General features: G+C 72.8%; 16 protein-coding genes. 11 read left to right on the top strand and 5 right to left on the bottom strand.

Annotated elements, in window-relative coordinates; genetic code table 11:
• Positions 1-203 precede the first annotated feature (203 nt).
• Positions 204-2,849, top strand: a complete 2,646-nt coding sequence (gene lnt / locus ACG83_RS32755) for an apolipoprotein N-acyltransferase (protein ID WP_054570134.1) — start codon at positions 204-206, stop codon at positions 2,847-2,849.
• A 183-nt stretch (positions 2,850-3,032) separates the two neighbouring features.
• Here lnt and ACG83_RS32760 read toward each other — a convergent pair whose 3' ends face one another.
• Positions 3,033-3,383: an RNA polymerase-binding protein RbpA gene (locus tag ACG83_RS32760; protein ID WP_006539931.1), complete on the bottom strand. Its 351-nt coding sequence runs from the start codon at positions 3,381-3,383 to the stop codon at positions 3,033-3,035.
• A 142-nt stretch (positions 3,384-3,525) separates the two neighbouring features.
• Between ACG83_RS32760 and ACG83_RS32765 the strand changes: the two genes are divergently transcribed.
• From ACG83_RS32765 to ACG83_RS32775, 3 genes are all read left to right on the top strand, one after another.
• The gene (locus ACG83_RS32765; RefSeq protein ID WP_054570135.1) at positions 3,526-3,942 is read left to right on the top strand and encodes a hypothetical protein; all 417 of its coding nucleotides are present in this window, start codon (positions 3,526-3,528) and stop codon (positions 3,940-3,942) included.
• Between the two features lie 139 nt (positions 3,943-4,081).
• Positions 4,082-4,510, top strand: coding sequence for a peptide-methionine (R)-S-oxide reductase MsrB (gene msrB / locus ACG83_RS32770; RefSeq protein ID WP_054570136.1), 429 nt, complete (start codon positions 4,082-4,084; stop codon positions 4,508-4,510).
• Positions 4,511-4,666: 156 nt separating this feature from the next.
• On the top strand, positions 4,667-5,350 hold the full coding sequence (locus ACG83_RS32775) for a DUF4262 domain-containing protein (protein ID WP_054570137.1): 684 nt from the start codon (positions 4,667-4,669) through the stop codon (positions 5,348-5,350).
• Positions 5,351-5,744: 394 nt separating this feature from the next.
• Here the strand turns inward: ACG83_RS32775 and ACG83_RS32780 are convergent, their stop codons facing one another.
• Complete coding sequence (locus tag ACG83_RS32780; protein WP_054570138.1) at positions 5,745-6,599, bottom strand: GNAT family N-acetyltransferase; 855 nt, start codon at positions 6,597-6,599, stop codon at positions 5,745-5,747.
• Between the two features lie 166 nt (positions 6,600-6,765).
• Here ACG83_RS32780 and ACG83_RS32785 point away from each other — a divergent pair, with 166 nt between their 5' ends.
• From ACG83_RS32785 to ACG83_RS32795, 3 genes are all read left to right on the top strand, one after another.
• Positions 6,766-7,458, top strand: a complete 693-nt coding sequence (locus ACG83_RS32785; protein ID WP_054570139.1) for a TetR/AcrR family transcriptional regulator — start codon at positions 6,766-6,768, stop codon at positions 7,456-7,458.
• A 260-nt stretch (positions 7,459-7,718) separates the two neighbouring features.
• The gene (locus tag ACG83_RS32790) at positions 7,719-8,342 is read left to right on the top strand and encodes a cyclodeaminase/cyclohydrolase family protein (protein WP_006539925.1); all 624 of its coding nucleotides are present in this window, start codon (positions 7,719-7,721) and stop codon (positions 8,340-8,342) included.
• The gene (locus ACG83_RS32795; protein ID WP_054570140.1) at positions 8,339-9,166 is read left to right on the top strand and encodes a bifunctional 5,10-methylenetetrahydrofolate dehydrogenase/5,10-methenyltetrahydrofolate cyclohydrolase; all 828 of its coding nucleotides are present in this window, start codon (positions 8,339-8,341) and stop codon (positions 9,164-9,166) included. Before ACG83_RS32790 ends, ACG83_RS32795 begins: the two co-directional genes overlap by 4 nt.
• 46 nt (positions 9,167-9,212) lie before the next feature.
• Here ACG83_RS32795 and ACG83_RS32800 read toward each other — a convergent pair whose 3' ends face one another.
• Positions 9,213-11,015: a GGDEF domain-containing protein gene (locus tag ACG83_RS32800; protein WP_235498338.1), complete on the bottom strand. Its 1,803-nt coding sequence runs from the start codon at positions 11,013-11,015 to the stop codon at positions 9,213-9,215.
• A gap of 447 nt (positions 11,016-11,462) precedes the next feature.
• Complete coding sequence (gene bioA / locus ACG83_RS32805) at positions 11,463-12,776, bottom strand: adenosylmethionine--8-amino-7-oxononanoate transaminase (RefSeq protein WP_054570342.1); 1,314 nt, start codon at positions 12,774-12,776, stop codon at positions 11,463-11,465.
• Positions 12,777-12,921: 145 nt separating this feature from the next.
• Between bioA and ACG83_RS32810 the strand changes: the two genes are divergently transcribed.
• From ACG83_RS32810 to ACG83_RS32820, 3 genes are all read left to right on the top strand, one after another.
• Complete coding sequence (locus ACG83_RS32810; protein WP_235498339.1) at positions 12,922-13,776, top strand: 4'-phosphopantetheinyl transferase; 855 nt, start codon at positions 12,922-12,924, stop codon at positions 13,774-13,776.
• A gap of 141 nt (positions 13,777-13,917) precedes the next feature.
• On the top strand, positions 13,918-14,412 hold the full coding sequence (locus ACG83_RS32815) for an SRPBCC family protein (protein ID WP_235498340.1): 495 nt from the start codon (positions 13,918-13,920) through the stop codon (positions 14,410-14,412).
• A gap of 312 nt (positions 14,413-14,724) precedes the next feature.
• On the top strand, positions 14,725-17,322 hold the full coding sequence (locus ACG83_RS32820; RefSeq protein WP_235498360.1) for an AAA family ATPase: 2,598 nt from the start codon (positions 14,725-14,727) through the stop codon (positions 17,320-17,322).
• Positions 17,323-17,697: 375 nt separating this feature from the next.
• On the opposite strand, the gene ACG83_RS32825 is transcribed toward ACG83_RS32820, so the two are convergent.
• On the bottom strand, positions 17,698-17,940 hold the full coding sequence (locus tag ACG83_RS32825) for a hypothetical protein (RefSeq protein ID WP_054570141.1): 243 nt from the start codon (positions 17,938-17,940) through the stop codon (positions 17,698-17,700).
• 239 nt (positions 17,941-18,179) lie between these two features.
• Between ACG83_RS32825 and ACG83_RS32830 the strand changes: the two genes are divergently transcribed.
• Positions 18,180-20,822, top strand: coding sequence for an RNA helicase (locus ACG83_RS32830; RefSeq protein WP_116437434.1), 2,643 nt, complete (start codon positions 18,180-18,182; stop codon positions 20,820-20,822).
• The last annotated feature ends 243 nt before the right edge of the window (positions 20,823-21,065 follow it).

Here is a 21,065-nt window from a genome sequence, read left to right on the forward strand (position 1 = left end):
CGACCCGAAAACCTCCAGGTAGTCCCAACGTGGTCCAGACGCCGCCACCACCGGCCGCGGACAGGGGAGGGCACCGAACCCCTTACACCACCCACCACCAGGCCTGGAACCGAACCCACAACCAGACCCGCAGCCGACCACCCACGACGGACAGCACACAGCCCGGGCTACCCGACCCCGCCCGCGTACCGGACACTGGACCGGTGACCCACGCGCCCGCCACACCACCCCCGCACGACCCGGCCACGGCAGGCGCGCCCCCCACACCCCCCGCGACCCCCCAGAAACCCCAGCAGCCCACCGACGCCACCAGCGGCGCCGCGCGCCGCCTGCGCACCACCGGGCGCCGCCTCACCCGGCCCGCCCTGGCCACCTTCGCCGGCCTGCTGCTCTACACCGCCTTCCCCCCCATCGGCTGGTGGCCCCTGGCCCCCGTCGCCGTCGCCGTCCTCACCCTCACCGTCCGCGGCCGCCGCCTACGCATCTCCTACGGGCTCGGCCTGCTGTTCTCCCTCGGCTTCCTGCTACCCCTGCTGCGCTTCGTCTCCTTCGTCGGCGCCGACGGCTGGATCGTCCTGTCCACCGCCGAAGCCGCCATCCTCGCCGCCATCGCCCCCGCGACCACCCTCGCCTGGCGGCTACCCGCCGCCCCGCTGTGGACCGGCGCCGCCTGGGTCGCCCAGGAAGCTCTCCGCGGCCGCGCGCCCTTCGGAGGCTTCCCCTGGGGCCGGCTCGCCTTCAGCCAGCCCGACAGCCCCTACACCGGCCTCGCCGCCCTCGGCGGCGCCCCCCTGGTCACCTTCGCCGTCGCCACCACCGCCGCCCTGCTCGCCACCACCGCCATCCACCTCCACACCCAGACACCGGCGTGGAGCCGGCGACGCCCCCCTCACCCCACACCCAGCCACCCCACACCCCCGCACGGCGCACGCCGACCCACCCTCGCCCTCACCGCGACCGCCGCCACAGCAGGCGCCCTCACCCTCGCCGGACTCGCCGTCCCCCTGCCCACCGCGGCCCAGCACGGCACCCTGCAGGTCGCCGCCATCCAGGGCGACGTCCCCGAAGCAGGCGGCTACCACGCCCTCGGCCGAGCCATGCAGGTCACCACCAACCACGTCCAGGGCACCGAGAACCTCGCCGCCGCCGTCCGCGCCGGCACCACCCCCCAGCCCGACCTCGTCCTGTGGCCCGAGAACTCCTCCGACCTCGACCCCCTCACCGACCCGGACGCCGCCACCGCCCTCACCCACGCCGCCACCGTCGCCCGCGCCCCACTACTCGTCGGCGCCGTCCTCGACGGCCCCGGCGACCGGCACGTCCGCAACGCCGGACTCATCTGGACCACCGACGGCCCCACCGGCGACATGTACGTCAAACGCCACCCCGTCCCGTTCGCCGAATACCTCCCCGGCCGGGCCCTGCTGGAAAAACTCATCACCCGCTTCGCCGACGAGATGCCCAACGACTTCCTCGCCGGCACCGGCCACGGCGCCCTGCCCGTCGCCGGCACCACCATCGGCGACGTCATCTGCTTCGAAGTCGCCTACGACGGACTCGTCCGCGACAACGTCAACCGCGGCGCCGAACTCCTCGTCATCCAGACCAACAACGCCTCCTTCGGCCGCAAGGGCGAAAGCGAACAGCAGCTCGCGATGAGCCGCCTGCGCGCCGTCGAACACGGCCGCGCCACCGTCCAGGTCTCCACCAGCGGCCAAAGCGCCATCATCGCCCCCGACGGCACCATCCTGTCCCAGACAGGCCTGTACGAACCGGGCGTACTGACCGCGCAGCTTCCGCTACGCACCACACACACCCTCGCCACCCGGCTCGGTATCGTCCCGGAGATGGCCCTCACCGCCCTCGCGGTGATCGCCATCCTCGGCGCCCTGCTCCACACCCGCCGCAGCCGCCGCACCACCCCGCACGACCACGACACCACCCCGACCGGAACCGACCAGAAAAGGAGAGGCGTGGAAGCCACCCGCGTCGTCGTCTGCGTCCCGACCTACAACGAACGGGACAACCTGCCGGACACCGCCCGCCGCCTGCGCACGGCGAACCCCGCGGTCGACCTGCTCGTCATCGACGACGCCAGCCCCGACGGCACCGGCGACATCGCCGACGAACTCGCCGCCGCCGACAGCCACATCCACGTCCTGCACCGCGCCGGCAAATCCGGTCTCGGCTCCGCCTACATCGCCGGCTTCACCTGGGCGCTCCAACACGGCTACGACATCATCGTCGAAATGGACGCCGACGGCTCCCACCAGCCCGAACAGCTACCCCGCCTGCTCGACGCCCTCACCGGCGCCGACCTCGCCATCGGATCCCGCTGGATCCCCGGCGGCACCGTCCACAACTGGCCACGCAGCCGGCTGGTCCTCTCCCGCGGCGCCAACGCCTACGTCCGCGCGGCCCTCGGCGTCCCCCTCCGCGACGCCACCGCGGGATTCCGCGCCTACCGCGCCGACGTACTGCGCGCCCGCGACCTCACCCTCGTCGCCTCCCAGGGCTACTGCTTCCAGGTCGACCTCGCCTGGCGCGCCTGGCAGTCCGGCTTCCGCGTCATCGAGGTCCCCATCGACTTCGTCGAACGCGAACGCGGCGCCTCCAAGATGAACCGCTCGATCGTCGCCGAAGGATTCTGGCGCGTCGGCTGGTGGGCACTGTCCTCCCGCCGCCGCGGCCCCGCCGCCACCCGCACCCCACACACACCTTCCACCACCGCGATCCCCGCACCAGCACCCCCCGGCGACCCCGCCCCCACGACGAGCACCCCCACACCCACCGACAGCACCGCCGAAACCGGGCCGTCCGCGACCAGCACCCCCGCCGGCCGGTCCTGACCCGGATCAGGGCCGGGGGCCCGCAACGCCCCCGAAACCCCGACCCCCCCACCGGGAGACCAGCCGTCACACCCGGGGCACCACCGGGCACGGACATGGCGAAGGGGTGACAGCGTCAAACGCTGTCACCCCTTCGCCAACCAAGCCCAACGGCGCCGCGCCCGGCACCGAAGGCAGCCTTGCTCAGGCCGACCGGCGATCCTCGCCAGTGCCCCGCAGCACCGCCAGCCGCTCGGCCAGCACCTCTTCCAGATCGTCCGTCGTACGACGCTCCATCAACATGTCCCAGTGCGTCCGCGGCGGCTTGCTCTTCTTCGGCTCCGGCCGCTCACCGTCCACAATCACCGAAGGCGACCCGCACACCCTGCACTCCCACACCGACGGCACTTCGGCCTCGGCGGCGAACGGCATGGCGAACTGGTGCCCGTTGGGGCAGTCGTACGACGCTGTCTGCCGCGGGGCAAGCTCCGTGCTGCGGTCAGTCTCGTAGGACACTGCACCGAGACGGCTGCCCCGCAGAATGCGCTCGCCCATATGACTCCTCAGAGCGTCGTGGCATGTTGACCTCAACCGAGTCCAACGTACGAACAAGCGAAGTCGTTCCCACCCCAGAAGGCCAGGTAACGAGATCGTGATCACACTACGTGTTCCCTCGACTGCAAAGGATACACGCCGGGTGACGAACCGGGCCCAGATCCTGCTGAACAGCCTCGCACGCTCCGCCGTCGGACTCACCGCCCTCACCAGACCCGTACCGATCATCCGCCTCGCCGGCGTCGACCGTGTCACAGCCGAGAAAATTGCCTGGATCGCACGCCTCGCCGGCATCCGCGACCTCGCCCTCGGCCTCGGCCTGCTCCACGCCCACACCACCGGCGGAAAGACCCAACCCTGGCTCGTCGCCGGCCTGCTCAGCGACACCGCCGACACGGCCGTCCTCGCCCACGCCACCGCCCACCACCACCTCCCCGCCGCCTACGGCACCGTGATGACCCTCGCCGCCGGCGGCGGGGCAGCCCTCGCCACCACCACCCTCACCACCGAACGCGACCACCACCACACCCAAGAACAAACCGGCCAGCCGCCGCGTTGACCACGACGAACCGACCAGCACGAACCCGAGACAGCCGACCACACGACGACATGGCCGCACCCAGCCCGCCGGCCCCCGGTGCCCCGACCCGGCACCCGGAACCGAACGCGCGCCGCCTGCACAGGAGAGGACCCAACCCGTGAGCGACAACCCGACCAGCAGCAAAGTCGTCCGCTCCGACAGCGAATGGCGTGAGCTGCTCGGCCCCGAGCGCTACGCCATCCTGCGCCAGGCCGCCACCGAAGCCCCCTTCAGCGGCGCCTACACCTACAACAAGACCGACGGCACCTACCAGTGCGGAGCCTGCGGCGCACCGCTGTTCACCTCCGCCACCAAGTACGACTCCGGATCCGGCTGGCCCAGCTTCTACCAGCCCGTCTCACCCGACGCCGTCACCCTCGTCGACGACACCAGCCACGGCATGGTCCGCACCGAGGTCCGCTGCGCACGCTGCGACTCCCACCTCGGCCACGTCTTCGACGACGGGCCGGCCCCCACCGGCCAGCGCTACTGCATGAACAGCCTCGCCCTCGACCTCGAAACCACCGGGTCACCCGAATCCACCTGAACAGCGCCACCGCCGCGGCGGCCGGCACCCCGGCGGTGTCGGAACGTCAACCGCCGTGACCCCACCAAGATCCACCGTCACGGAGCCGGCTCGCCGCCGAAACTCCCGATCCCACCCGCATACGGTTCACCCACCAACACGGACCGAGGTGAACCCATGGCTGCCCGTCACCCACCACGCGACGACGACTCCTGCGACGACGAGACCTGCGACGACGAGACCTGCCCGGCCTGCGCGGCGGACAACGACCCCGCCGCCACCGCCGCCTGGATCGCCAGCCAGGATGCACTGCTCGATCAGATTCTGCGCACCCGCGGGTGGGCCGTGCAGCCGGTGCTCGACGACAGGCCCGACGAACCGGCCTACGCCTACACGATTGGGCTGTTCGCCTTCGACAGCCACCCCGAACTCGTCGTGAGCGGCCTGCGTGACGACGAGGCCACGAGGGTCCTCGACCTGCTCGGGGAGCGGGTCCGCCGCCACGAGCGCCTGCACGACGGCCAGCGCCTCACGCTCGCGCCCCTGCTGGCTGTCGAGCTGCGCGCGATCACGCCGTTCGCCAGCGACCAGCTCCTGCTCGGCGCGAACTCGCTGTACCGCCACCCGGACGGCCCGGCCGTCCCCGGTCTGCAGGCCGTCTGGGCCGACCACACGGGCAGCCTGCCCTGGGAACCGGCGTGGGCGGGCCCGACGCAGCCCCTCGCCACCGCACCGCTCGCCGGGGATGCCGTGCCCGGCAGTCGGGTCTGGCACACAGCTGGGCGTTCCGGGCCTCGGGGGAGACAGGCTGGGCGCCCCTTGCGCCTCCCGCCACCCAGGCGCCCACGAGAACTGCCGTAGGAGCGAGGCGAGTGCCAGCTCGCCCATTTACCTTCCCCTTCGATCGCCTCAATGCCCGCTATGCCAGTAGCTATTGGACGGGTTCGGCCCGGATGCCATCGCCAGCCGACAACGCCGTCGCCGTGCCGGCACGGCGACGGCGCGGCCCGCGACCTCGGCCACCTCGGAACACGACCAACGGCGCCCTTTCCGAGCTGATCCTTTTCCGACCAAGCAGAGAATCTCTTTTTGGAGAGGGATGTTTTTGTTCCGTTTTGTTTTTTGCTTTGTTGGCGAGCCAAGATCAAATTTGCAGAGCACGGCGCGTCAACACTGTTGACTATCTTGGTGGGGAGCGGTCGTTCCGGGTGCCACCGGGCTCCCCGCTCCCCCAGGCGCCCGGGTCCGGTGCATTTCAGGCGGTAGGCGGATCCAGGCCGAGGAGCACCCTGTCTGCGACAGGGACGTACCCGAGCCGCTGGTAGATACGGTTACTGGTCGGGTTCGCCAGGTCGGTGAACAGAACAGTCGTCGTGGCTCCCCCATCGCGGGTCGCCTGGCTGGCCATGACGGTCAGCGCGCCGGCGTAGCCGCGCCGCCGATGCTCGGGCGGGCTGTAGACAGGTCCGATCCGCGCCATGCCGCTGACGACGCGGCTGTGGCCGACCATGCAGACGGGCGTGTCGTCGACGTACCAGAGGTACAGGCCGCCGTAGCTGAGCCGGTCATCGACCCGCGCCGAAGAATCGCCGCCCTGGCCTGCCTCCTCGTTGAACGCCAGATGCCAGGCCACAAGGAGATCCCGGTCCGCGGCGGTCGCTGGTCGCGCCCGGCCGGGAGGTTGCCGCTCGAGCGGGGTCAGCGTTCCCAACCGGTAGAGACGCTCACGGTCCTGGACTCGAAGCGATGCCCCGGCCCGGTCGCGCCACGCGGCGACGACGGCTGCCACCGCCCGCTCGTCGGTGTTGACACTGGCAACCTTCCGCTCGGCCAGCGCAGGGCTGTCGGCCAGCGGACCGATCGCCTCGACCGGCATGACGCCAAGATGCAGTGGGTTGCCGTGGGTGTGGAGAAAGACACCGCTGACCGGGCCACCGATGGATCTGTACCAGCCGAACAGGGTCTCGGCTCCGCCGAAGGCACCGGCACCCCGCGCGCGCACGTCCGCCGCGACCGTGAGCACAACGGTGTTCTCCGCCGCCGCGGTCCGGAGGAAATCGCCTGCCTCGGCCAGGAAATCGCCTGCGTCGTCAGTGACCGACCAGATCATGGAGCAATGGTCGCAACCCCCGCCAAGGTACGCATCCCGTTGTTCGGGCACTCAGGCCTTTTACTGTCGGGCCCCGCGACATCCAGAGACAAGTCTTGATCAACAGAGGCGGCCGGGGGCTGTCAACGTTGTTGACCACAGTGCTGGCGTCGTTAGGATCAGCCCTGTGACAGCACCGGATGCTCAGGAGGACGCGCCGCCCACCGGCGCACCCGTGCCACCCCACCGCACTCCCCGTGGCACCCTGTCCCGGGAGCTCCTGCTCGACGCGGCGATGGAGATCGTCCGGATCGGCGGGGCGGACGCGTTCAGCATGCGGGCCCTGGGCTCCCGCCTCGAGGTCGACCCGACCGCCTTCTACCGCCATTTCCGGACGAAGAACGAGCTGCTCGACGCGCTCGCGGACATCCTGATCGCCGGCGACGAGCCACTGCCGTCCACCGGCGACGCGCAGGCGGATCTACGGGAGAGCCTGCACCAGCTGCGCCGTTGCCTGCTGCGGCACCCGACGATGGCCGCCGTGATCCTGCGCCGGCCCCCGGGCGGGCGCGCGTACTGGGAGCGGGCGAACCACGCGATCGGCCTGCTGCGTGGGCTGGGGCTGACTGCGGAGGCAGCCACCTCGGTCTACCAGACGCTGCTGTTCTACTGCCTGGGGCACGTGCTGTCCGAGGCGCGCGCGGTGGCCGCCGCCGTCGCCCGCGACCGTCGGCCTGGCACCCCGACGGCGACGTTCAACCCCCCGGCGCACCAGCTGCCGGATCTCGCCGCCGCCGTCCCGTTCCTGCGGGCCGACACACGCACCCAGTTCAACGACGGTCTGGACCTGATCCTCGGCTCGCTGCCCGCGCCCGGCTGAGCGCCACCTCCCGGCACCGCACCACGATCTGCCAGCAGACGCGGCGAACCTCACAAAATCGTGCCGGACCGGCGTGTGCCGGCCCTCCTCGCACCCAGCACGTCGATCCACTTGCTACGGTGCACTCCGGCCGACGTCATTTCCGTCACCTGCTGGTGGCGGCTGGTCGGACCTCCGCGCGGGCCCTGGCAGGGGCGGGGCGGTTCACCGCCGGGGCGGGTACGGATGGCGAGACGGATCGAGGCGGGGAGTCGGAAACGATGGCGAACGAAACGCTCGACGGGTTCCTCGAGGCACTCGCCTCCGCGGCGCCCGCGCCCGGTGGTGGCGCCGCGGCAGCGCTGCAGGTAGCCATCGGCGCCTCCCTGGTGAGCATGGTCGCCAACCTCACCATCGGCAAGCCGCGCTACGCCGAGCACGAACCGACCATGATCTCCGCCCGCGACCAGGCCACCGGGCTGCGTCTCGACGCGCTGAGGCTCGCCGACGCGGACGCCGTTGCCTTCACCGCCGTCACCGACGCCTACCGGCTGCCCAAGGACACCCCCGAGGACAAGGCGGCCCGCACCGCGGCGATCCAGCAGGCGCTGATCGGTGCGGCGGACGTCCCGCTGCGCACGGCCGCGGCCGCGGCCGAGGTGGTCGGCCTGTGCCAGCTGATTCTCGACGGGGCGAACGTGAACGTCCTGTCCGACGTCGCCGTGGCAGCCGCGAGTGCCCGCGCGGCGCTCGACTCGGCCGCGATCAACGTCCGGATCAACCTGGCGTCGATGACCGACGCCGCGACCCGCGACGCGACCGCGGCCGAGCTGGACAAGTACCTGTCGTCACTGGCCGGCGCGGACAGCGTGGTGCGCGCCGTGGGAGAACGGATCGGGTCATGAGGTTGCTGGACGGGCGGTCGATGGCCGCCGACATCGGTCGCACTGTGGTCGACGACGTCGAACGGCTGGTCGCGACCGGGATCACCCCGACCCTGGCGGTCGTGCTGCCGACCGTCGACGAGGCGGCGCGGTCCTATGTGCGGGTGATCGAGCGCGGCGCCGCCAAGCTCGGGGTCGGCTGCGTGGTGCATGAGCTGTCCGGTGATCCCGATGAGCTCATCGCCACCGTCGACGAGCTCGCGACCGACTCCTCGGTGCACGGGATGATCGTGCAGACTCCCCTGCCGGGTGACCTGACCGCCGCCGATGTCGGTGCGCGGATCCCGGTCGGCAAGGACGTCGACGGGATGAACCCGCTGAGCCTGGGGCGTCTCGCGCTGGGCCTGCCCGCGTTCGCGCCGGCGACCGCGGCGGCGGTGCTGGAGATCCTCACCCGGGCCGAGGTGCCCCTCAACGGGGCGCGGGTGTGCGTGATCGGGCGCAGCTCGGTGGTCGGCAAGCCGGCGGCGCTGTTGCTGCTCGCCGAGCACGCCACCGTCACGGTGTGCCACTCGCGTACGAAGGACCTGACGACGGTGGTGCACGAGGCGGATGTCGTCGTCGCCGCCGTGGGGCGGCCGAAGATGGTCGGCAGCGGGCATGTCCGCCCGGGCGCGGTGGTCATCGACGTCGGTACCAACTGGACCGACGCCGGCCTGGTCGGGGACGTCGACGCGGACGCGGTGGCGCCGGTCGCCGGCGCGCTCACCCCGGTCCCCGGCGGAGTCGGCCCGGTCACGACGATGCTGCTGCTGCGCAACACCGTCCGAGCCGCCGGCGCCTGACACCGCACCACTGACCCGCACTCCCCCTCCTCTCCCGGCCCGCAGATCAGGCGGTGGGCCGTGGCTTCCGGGGGACCGGCGCCGCGGCGAGGCACACCCGGTCGCGCCCTTCCCGCTTGGCACGGTAGAGCGCCGCGTCGGCACGTTCGAGCAGGTCGGTGACGACCCCGTGGTCGTCGTGGGAGGCCGGCGCGCCGCTGGCCACGCCCACCGACACGGTGACCCGCTGCTCGCCGCGGGTCAGGTGGACGCGGACGGCCGCGACACTGTCGCGGACACGTTCGGCGATGGCGGCCGCGGCCGCGAGGTCGACGCCGACCAGCAGCACGACGAACTCCTCCCCACCGAAGCGCCCGACGAGGTCCTGCGGCCGGGTCGCGTGGCGCAACGCGTCGGCGACGGCGAGCAGCACCACGTCGCCGTCGATGTGGCCATGCCGGTCGTTGACCTGTTTGAAATGGTCGATGTCGACCAGCAGCACCCCCATCGGCCGGCCGAGCCCGTGGCTTCGGGCCGTCTCGGCCGTTGCCACCTGCCGCCAGTAGCCCAGGGTCGCCAGCCGGGTCTTGGCATCGGTGCGCGCGGCGGACAGCAGCTCGGCATGGGCAAGCCCGCGGCGCAGCAGAAGCACCAGTGGCACCGCGATCACCAGCAGCACCGGGCTCGCCGCCCACACGACCGCCAGGACGAGCGCCGCGCAGAGCTGGACGATCACTGTCGCGGTGTGGTCGCGGCCGGCCGCCCAGCGGCGGGGCCGCAGCAGGCGGTCGACGGCCAGGTAGACGGTGACCGCGGCGAACAGTGCCGTGACGCCGCGGGCCGACCCGGCGAGCCGGTCGGCGGACCCGGGGTCGACGGCGGGGTCGAGCAGACGGTGCGCGAAGGCGGCGGCCGCACCGGCGATCCCGAGCGCGGCACTGTCGTGGAACAGGCTGTGGGTGGGAGGGCCGTCGCCGCCGGTCCGCCCACGGCGGGCCGGTCGGGCGCGCCGCGGCGCGGCCGCCAGCCACAGCGGCACGTGCGCGAGCAGCGCGTACAGCGGGGGTAGTAACAGGGCCACCGGCAGCGTCCAGGTGGTGGTCATGGCGGGGTAGGCGTCCCGGCCGGCCTCGATCGTGTCCTCGCTGTCCTCGCCGCGCGCTCCACCGGCCCAGCCGGTGACGCCGGCCAGGCTGGCACCGACCGGACTGGCACCGAACAGGCTGGTGAGGACGGCCAGCCCGGTGAAGGTGGCGAAGGTCGCGAGCTCGGTGGCCCGCGGTGTGCCTGCGCCCATGACGCCGTCGGCGACGAGCAGGGCCACGCTGAGCCCGAACAGGGCATCCACCACCAGTGCCTGGAGCAGGGGGGCCGGTGCCCCGCAGCGGCTGCCGGGGCGGATGTGCTCCAGGGCGGGATCGGTGGGCCGGGCGCGCAGGAACAGTGATGCGCCCAGCCCCGTGTCACTGTGCGATGGGCCGGCGGATGGGCGCGGTGGGCCGGGAGACGAGCCGGGCAGCGCGCCCGGCTCTGCGCCGGATGGCGCGGTGGTGACCGGCGTGGTGGTGACCGGTGCTGTGCGGCAGGGCGCGGTGCGGCACGGCGCGGTGTGGCCAGACGCTCCGGCCGGAACCGGGCAGCGAGCCACGGCGGTCAGCGGCAGTGGCTCGGCGGGCCACAGGGTGGGGTCGGTGGCCGGGTGCCCGGTGGGCCCATCGGGCGATGGTGCCGGTTCCAGTGGGCTGCCCACCCGCGGCGGATCGATCGGGGCCCCCATGGGCAGGCGGCCACGACGCCATCCGCGGCGGGCCGCGTTCACCACGGCCCGCAGGCCCGCCGGGGCGTACCCGGCCCCCGGCCCCCCTGACACCTGTCGTGACATCTGTCGTAACGGCATCCGCACCCGGCCCCTCTCGTTCACCGCCCGCGGCACCCCGCCTGCCGGCGATATCCAGATCACTCAGGGCATTCGTCGACCAGGCCGGCGATGGTGCCGCCCCCTTCCCCGGGTCCGGGCCCTCCGGAACCCGACAACGACACGCCGACCGCTACACACAGTGAAACCCCGTGAACGAAGGGTATGAAGGCTCTTCGGGCATCCGCAACTAGTTCCCCGATGTCGGATATGCAGTGGGCGGACGCAGGGCGGCGGCCTGGCACCGTGCCGGGCCCTGGCGGTTCCGCCGCGGCAACCACCTGACCTGCGCTGTCGTCGCAACGGCGACGGCTGGCGCGGCGACGCGGGCGGCCCGGGCGGGCGCCCACCCGGGAGCAGGAAGACCACAGGCGCCGACCCGGCCGAAGCCGGGACGAGGGCCTACCGGGTGATGCTGGGGACGCCCGTGGTGCTCGTGGTGGCGGCGACCGCCTCGACCATGGCCCCCGCCAGCGTCGCCACCTCGGCGGGCTCCATCACGAACGGTGGCATCGCGTAGACGAGACGACCGAACGGGCGCACCCACACCCCCAGCTCCACCAGCAGCGGCTGGATGACCGCCATGTCGACCGGTTCACGGGTCTCGATCACACCGATCGCGCCGAGGGTGCGTACCTCGGCCACCCCGGGCAGGTCGGCGGCCGCGGCGAGGCCGTCGGCAAGCGCGTCGTGCACCCCCCGCACCCGCTCCCGCCACGGCGAGGAGAGCAGAAGCTCGATGCTCGCCCGGGAGACGGCCGCCGCCAGCGGATTGCCCATGAAGGTCGGGCCATGCATGAACGCGCCCGCCGCGGAGGCGCACACCCCGTCGGCGACCTCCTCGGTGCACAGGGTGGCGCCCATGGTCAGGTAGCCGCCGGTCATGGCCTTGCCGACGCACATGATGTCCGGTGTGATCCCGGCATGGTCGCAGGCGAACAGCTCCCCGGTGCGCCCGAAGCCGGTCGCGATCTCGTCCGCGATCAGCAGGACCTGGTAGCGGTCGCACAGATCACGCACGCGCGTGAGCCAGCCGGGCGGGTAGAAGCGCATCGCCCCGGCCCCCTGCACGACCGGTTCGCAGATGACTGCGGCGAGCTCGCCGCGGTGGGCGGCGAGCAGCCGCTCCACGTCGGCGAGGTCGCTGTCGGTCACCGGGTCGCTGTAGCCACTGGTCGGGGCGGCGGCGAACAGGTGCTGGGCGAGCAGGCCGGTGAACAGGTGGTGCATGCCCGTGTCCGGGTCACACACCGACATCGCGCCGGAGGTGTCGCCGTGGTAGCCACGGCGGATCGTGAGCAGCCGGGTGCGCCCGGGCCGGCCCCGGCCGGCCTGGTACTGCAACGCCATCTTGATCGCGACCTCGACGGAGACCGAACCGGAGTCGCAGAAGAAGACCCGGTCCAGGCCCGGCGGGGTGATCCGGACGAGCAGCTCGGCCAGGGCCACCGCCGGCTCGTGCGTCAGCCCGCCGAACATCACGTGGGCCATCCGGTCCAGCTGGTCGCGCACGGCCTGGTCCAGGACCGGGTGGCGGTAGCCGTGGATCGCCGCCCACCACGACGACATTCCGTCCAGCAGCTCACGGCCGTCGGTCAGGGTCAGCCGCACGCCGCGGGCGGACGCGACGGCGAACAGCGGCGCATGGTCTCCCACCGAGCCGTAGGGATGCCAGACGACCGCACGGTCACGCGCGACGAGGTCTGAACCGTCCATGCCCTCACCCTCTCCCAGCAGGGGCATGATGTTGCCCGCAGGTGTCGCAAGAGCCACAGGTGTCACAGAAGCCACCAGCAGAAGCCACCACCGGCGACGTGTGTGCCACCGGTGACGCCCAGTGCAGCAGAGGAGTCGTGCGCCCATGCCGTCCACAGGCCGTAGCGACCGGGTAAGTGGCGCCGTCCCCCCCGCCGCCGCCATCGCCGGGGGGGCGGTGCTGCTGGGCGCGGTCCTGCCGGCGCCCGGGCCGTCGGCGGATTCAGCCGGCCCCGGCGACCCCGCGCTCGCCGCGGTGGAGAAGTACGACGACGACTTCGGGGGCGACCCGGACGCGGCGCTGTTCCCGGCGGAGGCGGCCGTCCTGACCCGCGCCGTCGACAAGCGGCGCCGCGAGTTCACCACCGGGCGGATCTGCGCGCACCGGGCGCTGCGGGCGCTGGGAGAGGCCGCGGTGCCCATCCTTCCCGGTGAGCACCGCGAACCACGCTGGCCCGACGGGGTGGTCGGCAGCATCACCCACACCGCCGGATACCGGGCCGCGGTCGTGGCGCGGACGGTCGCGGGCCGGGCGGTCAGCGTGGGTATCGACGCCGAGCCGAACGAGGCGACCCCCGGCGGTGTCCTGCGGGAGATCTCACTTCCCGACGAACGGGACCGGCTCACCGAGCTGGGGCGGGCACATCCGGCGGTCGCCTGGGACCGGCTGCTGTTCAGCGCCAAGGAATCGGTCTACAAGGCCTGGTTCCCCCTCGCCCGCCGATGGCTGGGTTTCGCCGACGCCGACCTGACCCTCACCGTCGAGGGCGACCACAACCACGACGACGGCGGCCCGGGCTTCGGGGCCGGCGGCGACGGCCTGGTGGCGCGGGGCGGGTTCCAGGCCAGGCTGCTGGTCGCGGGCCCGGTGCTGCCCACCGGCGAGGAGCTGACCGGGTTCACCGGGCGGTGGGTCGTCGGCCGGGGTCTGCTCGTGACCGCCATCGCCCTCGGCTGCTGACACCTCCGGCTGCTGACCACGCCGGGCACAGCCGGGCTCGCTACCACCTCGATGGCCATACCGACGTTACGTCCGCAGGTGGATACGCAGGGTGCGGGCGGCGGATGAAGTTCGGGCGCACCCGGCCTACCGTGGGTAGGTGTGAGCGTGCTTTTCCTGGACGTGTCCGGGCCGGCGCCGCCGCAGGTGTGCTGGGAGCGGTATGCCGTGCCGGCGGCCTGGCCTACCTGGGCGCCGCAGATCCACACCGTCACGCTGGCGGACGTCCCCGTCGGCATGCGGCGCCGGACGGCCGTGCCGGTGGGCTCCGGCGCCGGTGGCGCTCCCTCTCCCCCGGGCTGGCCGGGCGCCCGGGGGGCGCCGGCCACCGAGGTCCGGATCTTCCCCGGGCTGCGTGGTCGGATCCGCGGGCTCTTCCCGCCGACGGTGCGGTTCGTCATCACCGCGGTCGACGAGACGGACCGCACCTGGAGCTGGCAGGTGGGAGTCGGCCCGCTGCGGCTCGAACTCGACCACGGCGTGGACGCCTGCCTGGACGGCGGGACCTCGGCGTGGCTGCGGATCACCGCGCCCGCGCTGGCGATCCGCGCCTACGCTCCGATCGCCCGCGCCGCACTGCGCCGCCTCGTGCGCTGAGACCACCGCCGCCCGGAGACCACCGCTGGTGGACCAGCCCGCGCGGGGCCGAGCGGCGGCCTGCCTGCGCGGGGTGTGGCTACGGGAAAAGAACGACCCTGGGCTAAGCTGAGAGCCGGGACGCGGGCGCACGAAAAAGAACGCGCCACGCGGGATAGTAACCGGAGAGGGCTGGGGTTGTCAAAGGAAACGGTGCCGGCCAGGTCGGCCGACTCACTCGAACCCCGCGACGAGCCCCGGGTGAACCACAACGAGACCCGGGTGGACCAGAAGGCGGATGACGAGCGGGCCCTGGAACAACGCTACCTGACCATGCTGCACGAACGGCTCGACGGCCTGCGCGCCACAGCCGCGGCCGGACTGGCCGAGGCGCTCCTGCGTGACGATCCCGAGCCCGGCGCCCGAGCCGACCGCGACGCGGTCGCCGCCCGCCACGCCGACCAGCTCACCCGGGTCGACGCCGTCCGCGACCGGCTGATGTTCGGCCGGCTCGACCTGGCCGACGGCGAGCGGCGCTACATCGGCCGGATGGGCCTGCTCGATCCCGACGCCGACTACGACCCGCTGCTCATCGACTGGCGCGCGCCGGCCGCGCGCCCGTTCTACCTGGCCACCGGCGCGACGCCGCTGGGTGTCGCCCGCCGGCGCCACATCCGCACGGTCGGGCGCCGGGTGACCCACCTCGACGACGAGACTCTCGACACCGGCGCGCTCGGCGACGGTGTCCTGGGCCTGCTCACCCTCGACGGCCTGGGCGCCGCCGAGGACACAGCCGAGGAGGCGGCCGAGGACAGGGAGGTGGCCTGGGCCACCGTGGCCGCGCCCCCCGCGACCGCACAGACCCCGTCCGGGGAGGTGGCCCGCGGCACCCTGGTCGGTGAGGCCGCGCTGCTGAACACCCTCGCCGCGCACCGCACCGGCCGGATGCGGGACATCGTCGCGACCATCCAGTCGGAGCAGGACCGCATCATCCGCTCCGACCAGGACGGAATCCTCGTCGTGGACGGCGGCCCGGGCACCGGGAAGACCACGGTCGCGCTGCACCGGGCCGCGTTCCTGCTCTACTCCCGCCGCGAGCACCTCGCCCGCCGCGGAGTGCTGATCATCGGACCGAACCCGGCGTTCCTGCGCTACATCGAGCACGTGCTGCCCTCGCTCGGCGAGACCGGGGTGCTGCTGTCGACGATCGGCGACCTGTTCCCCGGGGTCCGCGGCCGCCAGCCCGAGAGCACGCTCGCCGCGGCGGTCAAGGGCCGGTCGGCGATGGTGGACGTCCTGACCGCGGCGGTGCGCGACCGCCAGCGGCTGCCCGACATCCCGCTGGAGATCACCGTCGCGGACGGGATAGCGCGCCTCGACGAGACGATCGTCGTCCCGGCCCGCGCCGCGGCCCGGCTCACCGGGCGGCCGCACAACCTGGCCCGGCCGGTTTTCGTCCGCGAGGTGATCGCCGCGCTGACCCGCCAGATCGCCGACCGGTACGAGTCATCCATCGACGAGGTCGACATCCCGGACTTCGTCGACGACTTCATGCTCTGGCCGGACACCGACGCCGCCCGTGACAACCTCGACGACAGCGAGGCCAACGACGCCGACTGGGCGAGTGCGGCCCGGGCCGCGGCGACCGCGGCGGCCAGCCAGCCGGTCCTCGACGCCGCCGACCTCGCCGACCTGCGCCGCGACCTGAGCTCCGACCCGCGCCTGGCCGCTGCGATCGACGGCCTGTGGCCGCTGCTCACCCCGCAGGACCTGCTCACCGACCTGTTCGCCGACGACGACGCGCTGCGCCGTGCCGCGCCGGACCTGACCGACGCCGAGCGGGCGGCCCTGCGCCGCGAGCCGGGCGGCGGCTGGACGCCGGCGGACGCCCCGCTGCTCGACGAAGCCGCCGAGCTGCTCGGCGACGACCCCCGGCTGGCGATCGACGCCGCGGTGGCCGAACAGCTGGAACGGCGCGAACGGGCCGAGTACGCCGGCGGGGTCCTCGACATCCTCTCCCGCGGGGACACCGAGGACCCCGACAGCGAGGTCCTGATGGCCACCGACCTGATCGACGCCGACCGGTTCGGCGAACGCCACGCCGAGATCGACACCCGCAGCACCGCCGAGCGCGCCGCCGCCGACCGTGGCTGGACGTTCGGGCACGTCATCGTCGACGAGGCGCAGGAGCTGTCCGCGATGGCCTGGCGGATGGTGATGCGGCGCTGCCCGAGCCGGTCGATGACGATCGTCGGGGACGTCGCCCAGACCGGCGACGCGGCCGGGACGTCCTCGTGGGCACGGGTGCTCGCCCCCTACGTCGGCACGCGTTTCGCGCTGGAGCGGCTCACGGTGAACTACCGCACCGGCGCGGAGATCATGGCGGTGGCCGGCGACGTCCTGGCCATGCAGGGGCGGGGGCTGCGCGCGCCGCGATCGGTGCGCCGCTCCGGGCACGTCCCCTGGCGCCTCGCGGTCCCCGAGGCCGATCTGGAGCCGCGGCTGGCCCGGCTGGTGGCCGACGAGCACGCCGCGTGCGGCGGGGGGCGCCTGGCGGTGATCGTCCCGACCTCACGGCGGGAGCAGCTGGCCGGTGTGGCGGGGGTGGCGGGCGCCGCCTCGGCCAGCCCGGTTCGTGCCGTCGGGGAGCCGGGCACCGCTGCCGTAGCCGTAGCCGCAGACGCAGGCACCGGGGGCGCAGCCGGTGGGGACGCGGCCGCGGAGGACCCGGTGGTGGTGCTCACGGTGCGGGAGGCCAAGGGGCTGGAGTTCGACGCCGTCATCGTGGTGGAGCCCGAACGGATCCTCGCCGAGTCCCCGCGGGGAGCCGGCGACCTGTACGTGGCGCTCACCCGGCCGACGAACCAGCTCGGTGTGGTGCATGTCGAGGAGCTGCCGGCGGTACTCGACCGGCTGCGGCCCCGCGGCTGACCGCCACCGGCGGCCCGGCTGGCGAGTGGCAAGAGCGGAGGATTTTGGTCGTTCGAACGACCAAAATCCTTCTTCCTTGCGGGCCGCCAGGCGAAACGGCGCCCGTTTTGCGGTGACTTGGGGGGTGGCTCGCGGTGTGGGATCGCCAGTAGGTGGCTGTGCGGACGGGTTCGCGTCCACCCGGCCTCGACCCTGCGGGCTCCGGCAGATCCTCGCGCGCGTGGATCGGTCCGTCCCGGGGCGGGGCACCAGGGCCGCACCCCGGGACGGAGAGGAAAGTTCAAGATCATCTATGGTCACACGGCGGCGTCAACACCGTTGACTATCTTGTGCCGGGTGGACGCACCGGCGGCCGGACGGTCAGCCCACCGCCGATCACCCGCCCCGCACGGTCGAGGCGAGCAGGCGATGCCACCGGTCGGGCTCCAGGTTCAGCCACCGGTCGACGTCCTCACGCCACCAGATCCGGGTCCCGTTCCAGGCGGAGGTCCGGTTCACGACCCCCGCGGCCGCGGGCGCCGCCGGATCACTGCGCAAACGGTGATCGACAGCCTGTCGGGTCACGCCCAGCGCGCGGGCGATGTCACCCGACCCGACGAGCAGAGGGAGCTCATCCACCTCGCAGACGCTAACCGCAAACAGGACATAGCGGCCTGTCGTCGGACGCCGGTAGGTGGGGCGGCAATCTCACGCCAGGACCAACGGACGGTACACACCGAGACACAGACCCTGGTCGCCGGGGACCTCCGCCCGTAGCTGGGACGAGCGTGACGACTCCGTCACAGCCAACCCGTCCAGCGCCGGCAGGCACGCCGCCGCCCCGGCCAGCCGGTCCGTACGGCACGATCGAGAGCACCATGACGCAGCACAGCCAGCCACCCGTCGCCGCCTCGCCCGCCGCCTCGCCCGCGAGCGACCCGCCCGCCAGCACCTCGCCCGCCACAGAATCGACGGTCGCGGCGTCCACGACGCTGACCTCGCGCCTGCCGGCCGGTTGCGATGCCGACACGCCCGCGGACGCGGACGCGCTGTTCGACGCGTTCGGTGCCTGGGTGGCTGACCAGGGCCTGACCCTGTACCCGGCGCAGACCGAGGCGCTCATCGAGGTGGTCAGCGGCTCGAACGTCATCCTGGCGACGCCGACCGGCAGCGGGAAGAGCCTGGTGGCGACCGGCGCGCACTTCGCCGCGCTCGGCTGGGGCCGGCGCACCTTCTACACGGCGCCGATCAAGGCGCTGGTGTCGGAGAAGTTCTTCGCGCTGTGCGCGGTGTTCGGCGCCGCCAGCGTCGGCATGATGACCGGCGACGCCTCGGTCAACGAGACCGCGCCGATCATCTGCTGCACCGCCGAGATCCTGGCGAACATCGCCCTGCGCGACGGCGCGGAGGCGGACGTGGGTCAGGTCGTCATGGACGAGTTCCACTACTACGCCGACCCCGACCGGGGCTGGGCCTGGCAGGTGCCGCTGATCGAGCTGCCGCACACCCAGTTCCTGCTCATGTCGGCGACGCTGGGCGACGTCACCAGGTTCGAGGGGGACCTGACCCGGCGCACCGGCCGGCCGACGGCGGTCGTGCGCTCGGCGCAGCGGCCCGTCCCGCTGTTCCACCGGTATGTCACCACGCCGCTGCACGAGACGATCGAGGAGCTGCTCGAGACCCGGCAGGCCCCGGTCTACGTCGTGCACTTCACCCAGGCCTCGGCGCTGGAACGAGCCCAGTCGCTGATGAGCATCAACGTGTCGACCCGCGCCGAGAAGGACGCGATCGCGCAGATGATCGGCGGGTTCCGGTTCGCCTCCGGGTTCGGCAAGACGCTGTCCCGCCTGGTCCGGCATGGCATCGGCGTGCACCACGCCGGGATGCTGCCGAAGTACCGCCGGCTCGTCGAGCTGCTCGCGCAGGCGGGGCTGCTCAAGGTCATCTGTGGGACGGACACCCTCGGGGTCGGCATCAACGTCCCGATCCGGACCGTGGTGTTCACCGCGCTGTCGAAGTACGACGGCACCCGCACCCGGATCCTGACCGCGCGGGAGTTCCACCAGATCGCCGGGCGAGCCGGGCGGGCCGGTTTCGACACGGTCGGCAACGTCGTCGTGCAGGCCCCCGAGCATGTGGTGGAGAACGAGAAGGCGCTGGCGAAGGCCGGTGAGGATCCGAAGAAGCGGCGCAAGGTCGTGCGGCGCAAGCCACCGGAGGGGTTCGTCTCCTGGGGCGTCCCGACCTTCGACCGGCTCGTCGCCGCCGAGCCGGAGCCGCTGGTCTCCCAGTTCGCCGTCAGCCACTCGATGCTGCTCAACGTGGTCAGCCGGCCGGGTGACGCGTTCACCGCCATGCGCCATCTGCTCACCGACAACCACGAGCCGCGCCCGGCGCAGCGCCGGCACATCCACCGCGCGATCGCGATCTACCGGGCGCTGCTCGCCGCCGGGGTGGTGGAGAAGCTCGACACGCCGGACGAGACCGGCCGCACGGTTCGGCTCACCGGCGACCTGCAGCTGGACTTCGCGCTCAACCAGCCGCTGTCACCGTTCGCGCTGGCCGCGATCGAGCTGCTCGACCGCGACTCCCCCGGCTACGCCCTCGACGTCCTGAGCCTGCTCGAGTCGACGCTGGACAACCCGCGTCAGGTCCTGTCGGCCCAGCAGTTCCGGGCCCGCGGTGAGGCGGTGGCCGCGATGAAGGCCGAGGGCGTGGACTACGACCGGCGCATGGAGCTGCTCGACGAGGTCACCTGGCCGAAGCCCCTGGACGAGCTGCTGCACGCCGCGCTGGCCACCTACCGGCGCGGGCACCCGTGGGTGGACGACTACGAGCTGGCACCGAAGTCGGTCGCCCGGGACATCTTCGAACGGGCGATGACCTTCGCGGAGTACGTCGACTTCTACGGGCTGGCCCGCTCCGAGGGGCTGCTGCTGCGCTATCTGGCGGACGCGTTCAAGGCGCTGCGCCAGACGGTGCCCGAGGAGGCCCGCACCGAGGAGCTCGGTGACCTGACCGAGTGGCTCGGGGAGCTGGTGCGCCAGGTCGACTCCAGCCTGCTCGACGAGTGGGAGGCGCTGCGCGATCCGACCGCCGCCCCCGACGCCTCCGCCGGCGCGGCGATCGCGCTGGTGGAGCGCACCACGGCGGTCACGGCGAACCTCCGTGCGTTTCGGGTGCTGGTGCGCAACGCGCTGTTCCGCCGGGTGGAGCTGGCCGCGTTGCGCCGCCACGACCTGCTCGGCGAGCTCGACGCCGCCGCCGGTTTCGACGCCGACGCCTGGCAGGAGGCGTTGGAGCGCTACTACTCCGAGCACGACGAGATCGGCACGGGGCCGGACGCGCGTGGCCCGGGCCTGCTGCTCGTCACCACCGCCGCCGACCGCTGGACGGTTCGCCAGATCTTCGACGACCCGGCCGGTGACCACGACTGGGGAATCAGCGCCGAGGTGGATCTCGCCGCCTCCGACGAGGCGGGAACGGCCGTCGTGCGCGTGACGGCGGTCGACCAGTTGTAGACCTTCGGGTGCGCGGACCCCGCGGGCCCCGCGGGCTCCGTGAACCCACGGGGTCAGCGCACCCCCATCTCGACAAAAGGCAAAACGGGCATGGCACCGAAGTGTTCACGCCCGTTTCGACCAGTCGATAACCGGCACTTTTGTTCCAGCCCTCCCGCGTAGGTCGCGCATTCGGCGTGTGTGCCCTGTGGGGTGGTGCGGTGACCGAGCGGAACGGACCGGCCGACCGGCAGGCCGGCACAC

The organism is Frankia sp. R43 (genome assembly GCF_001306465.1).
GTDB lineage: Bacteria > Actinomycetota > Actinomycetes > Frankiales > Frankiaceae > Parafrankia > Parafrankia irregularis.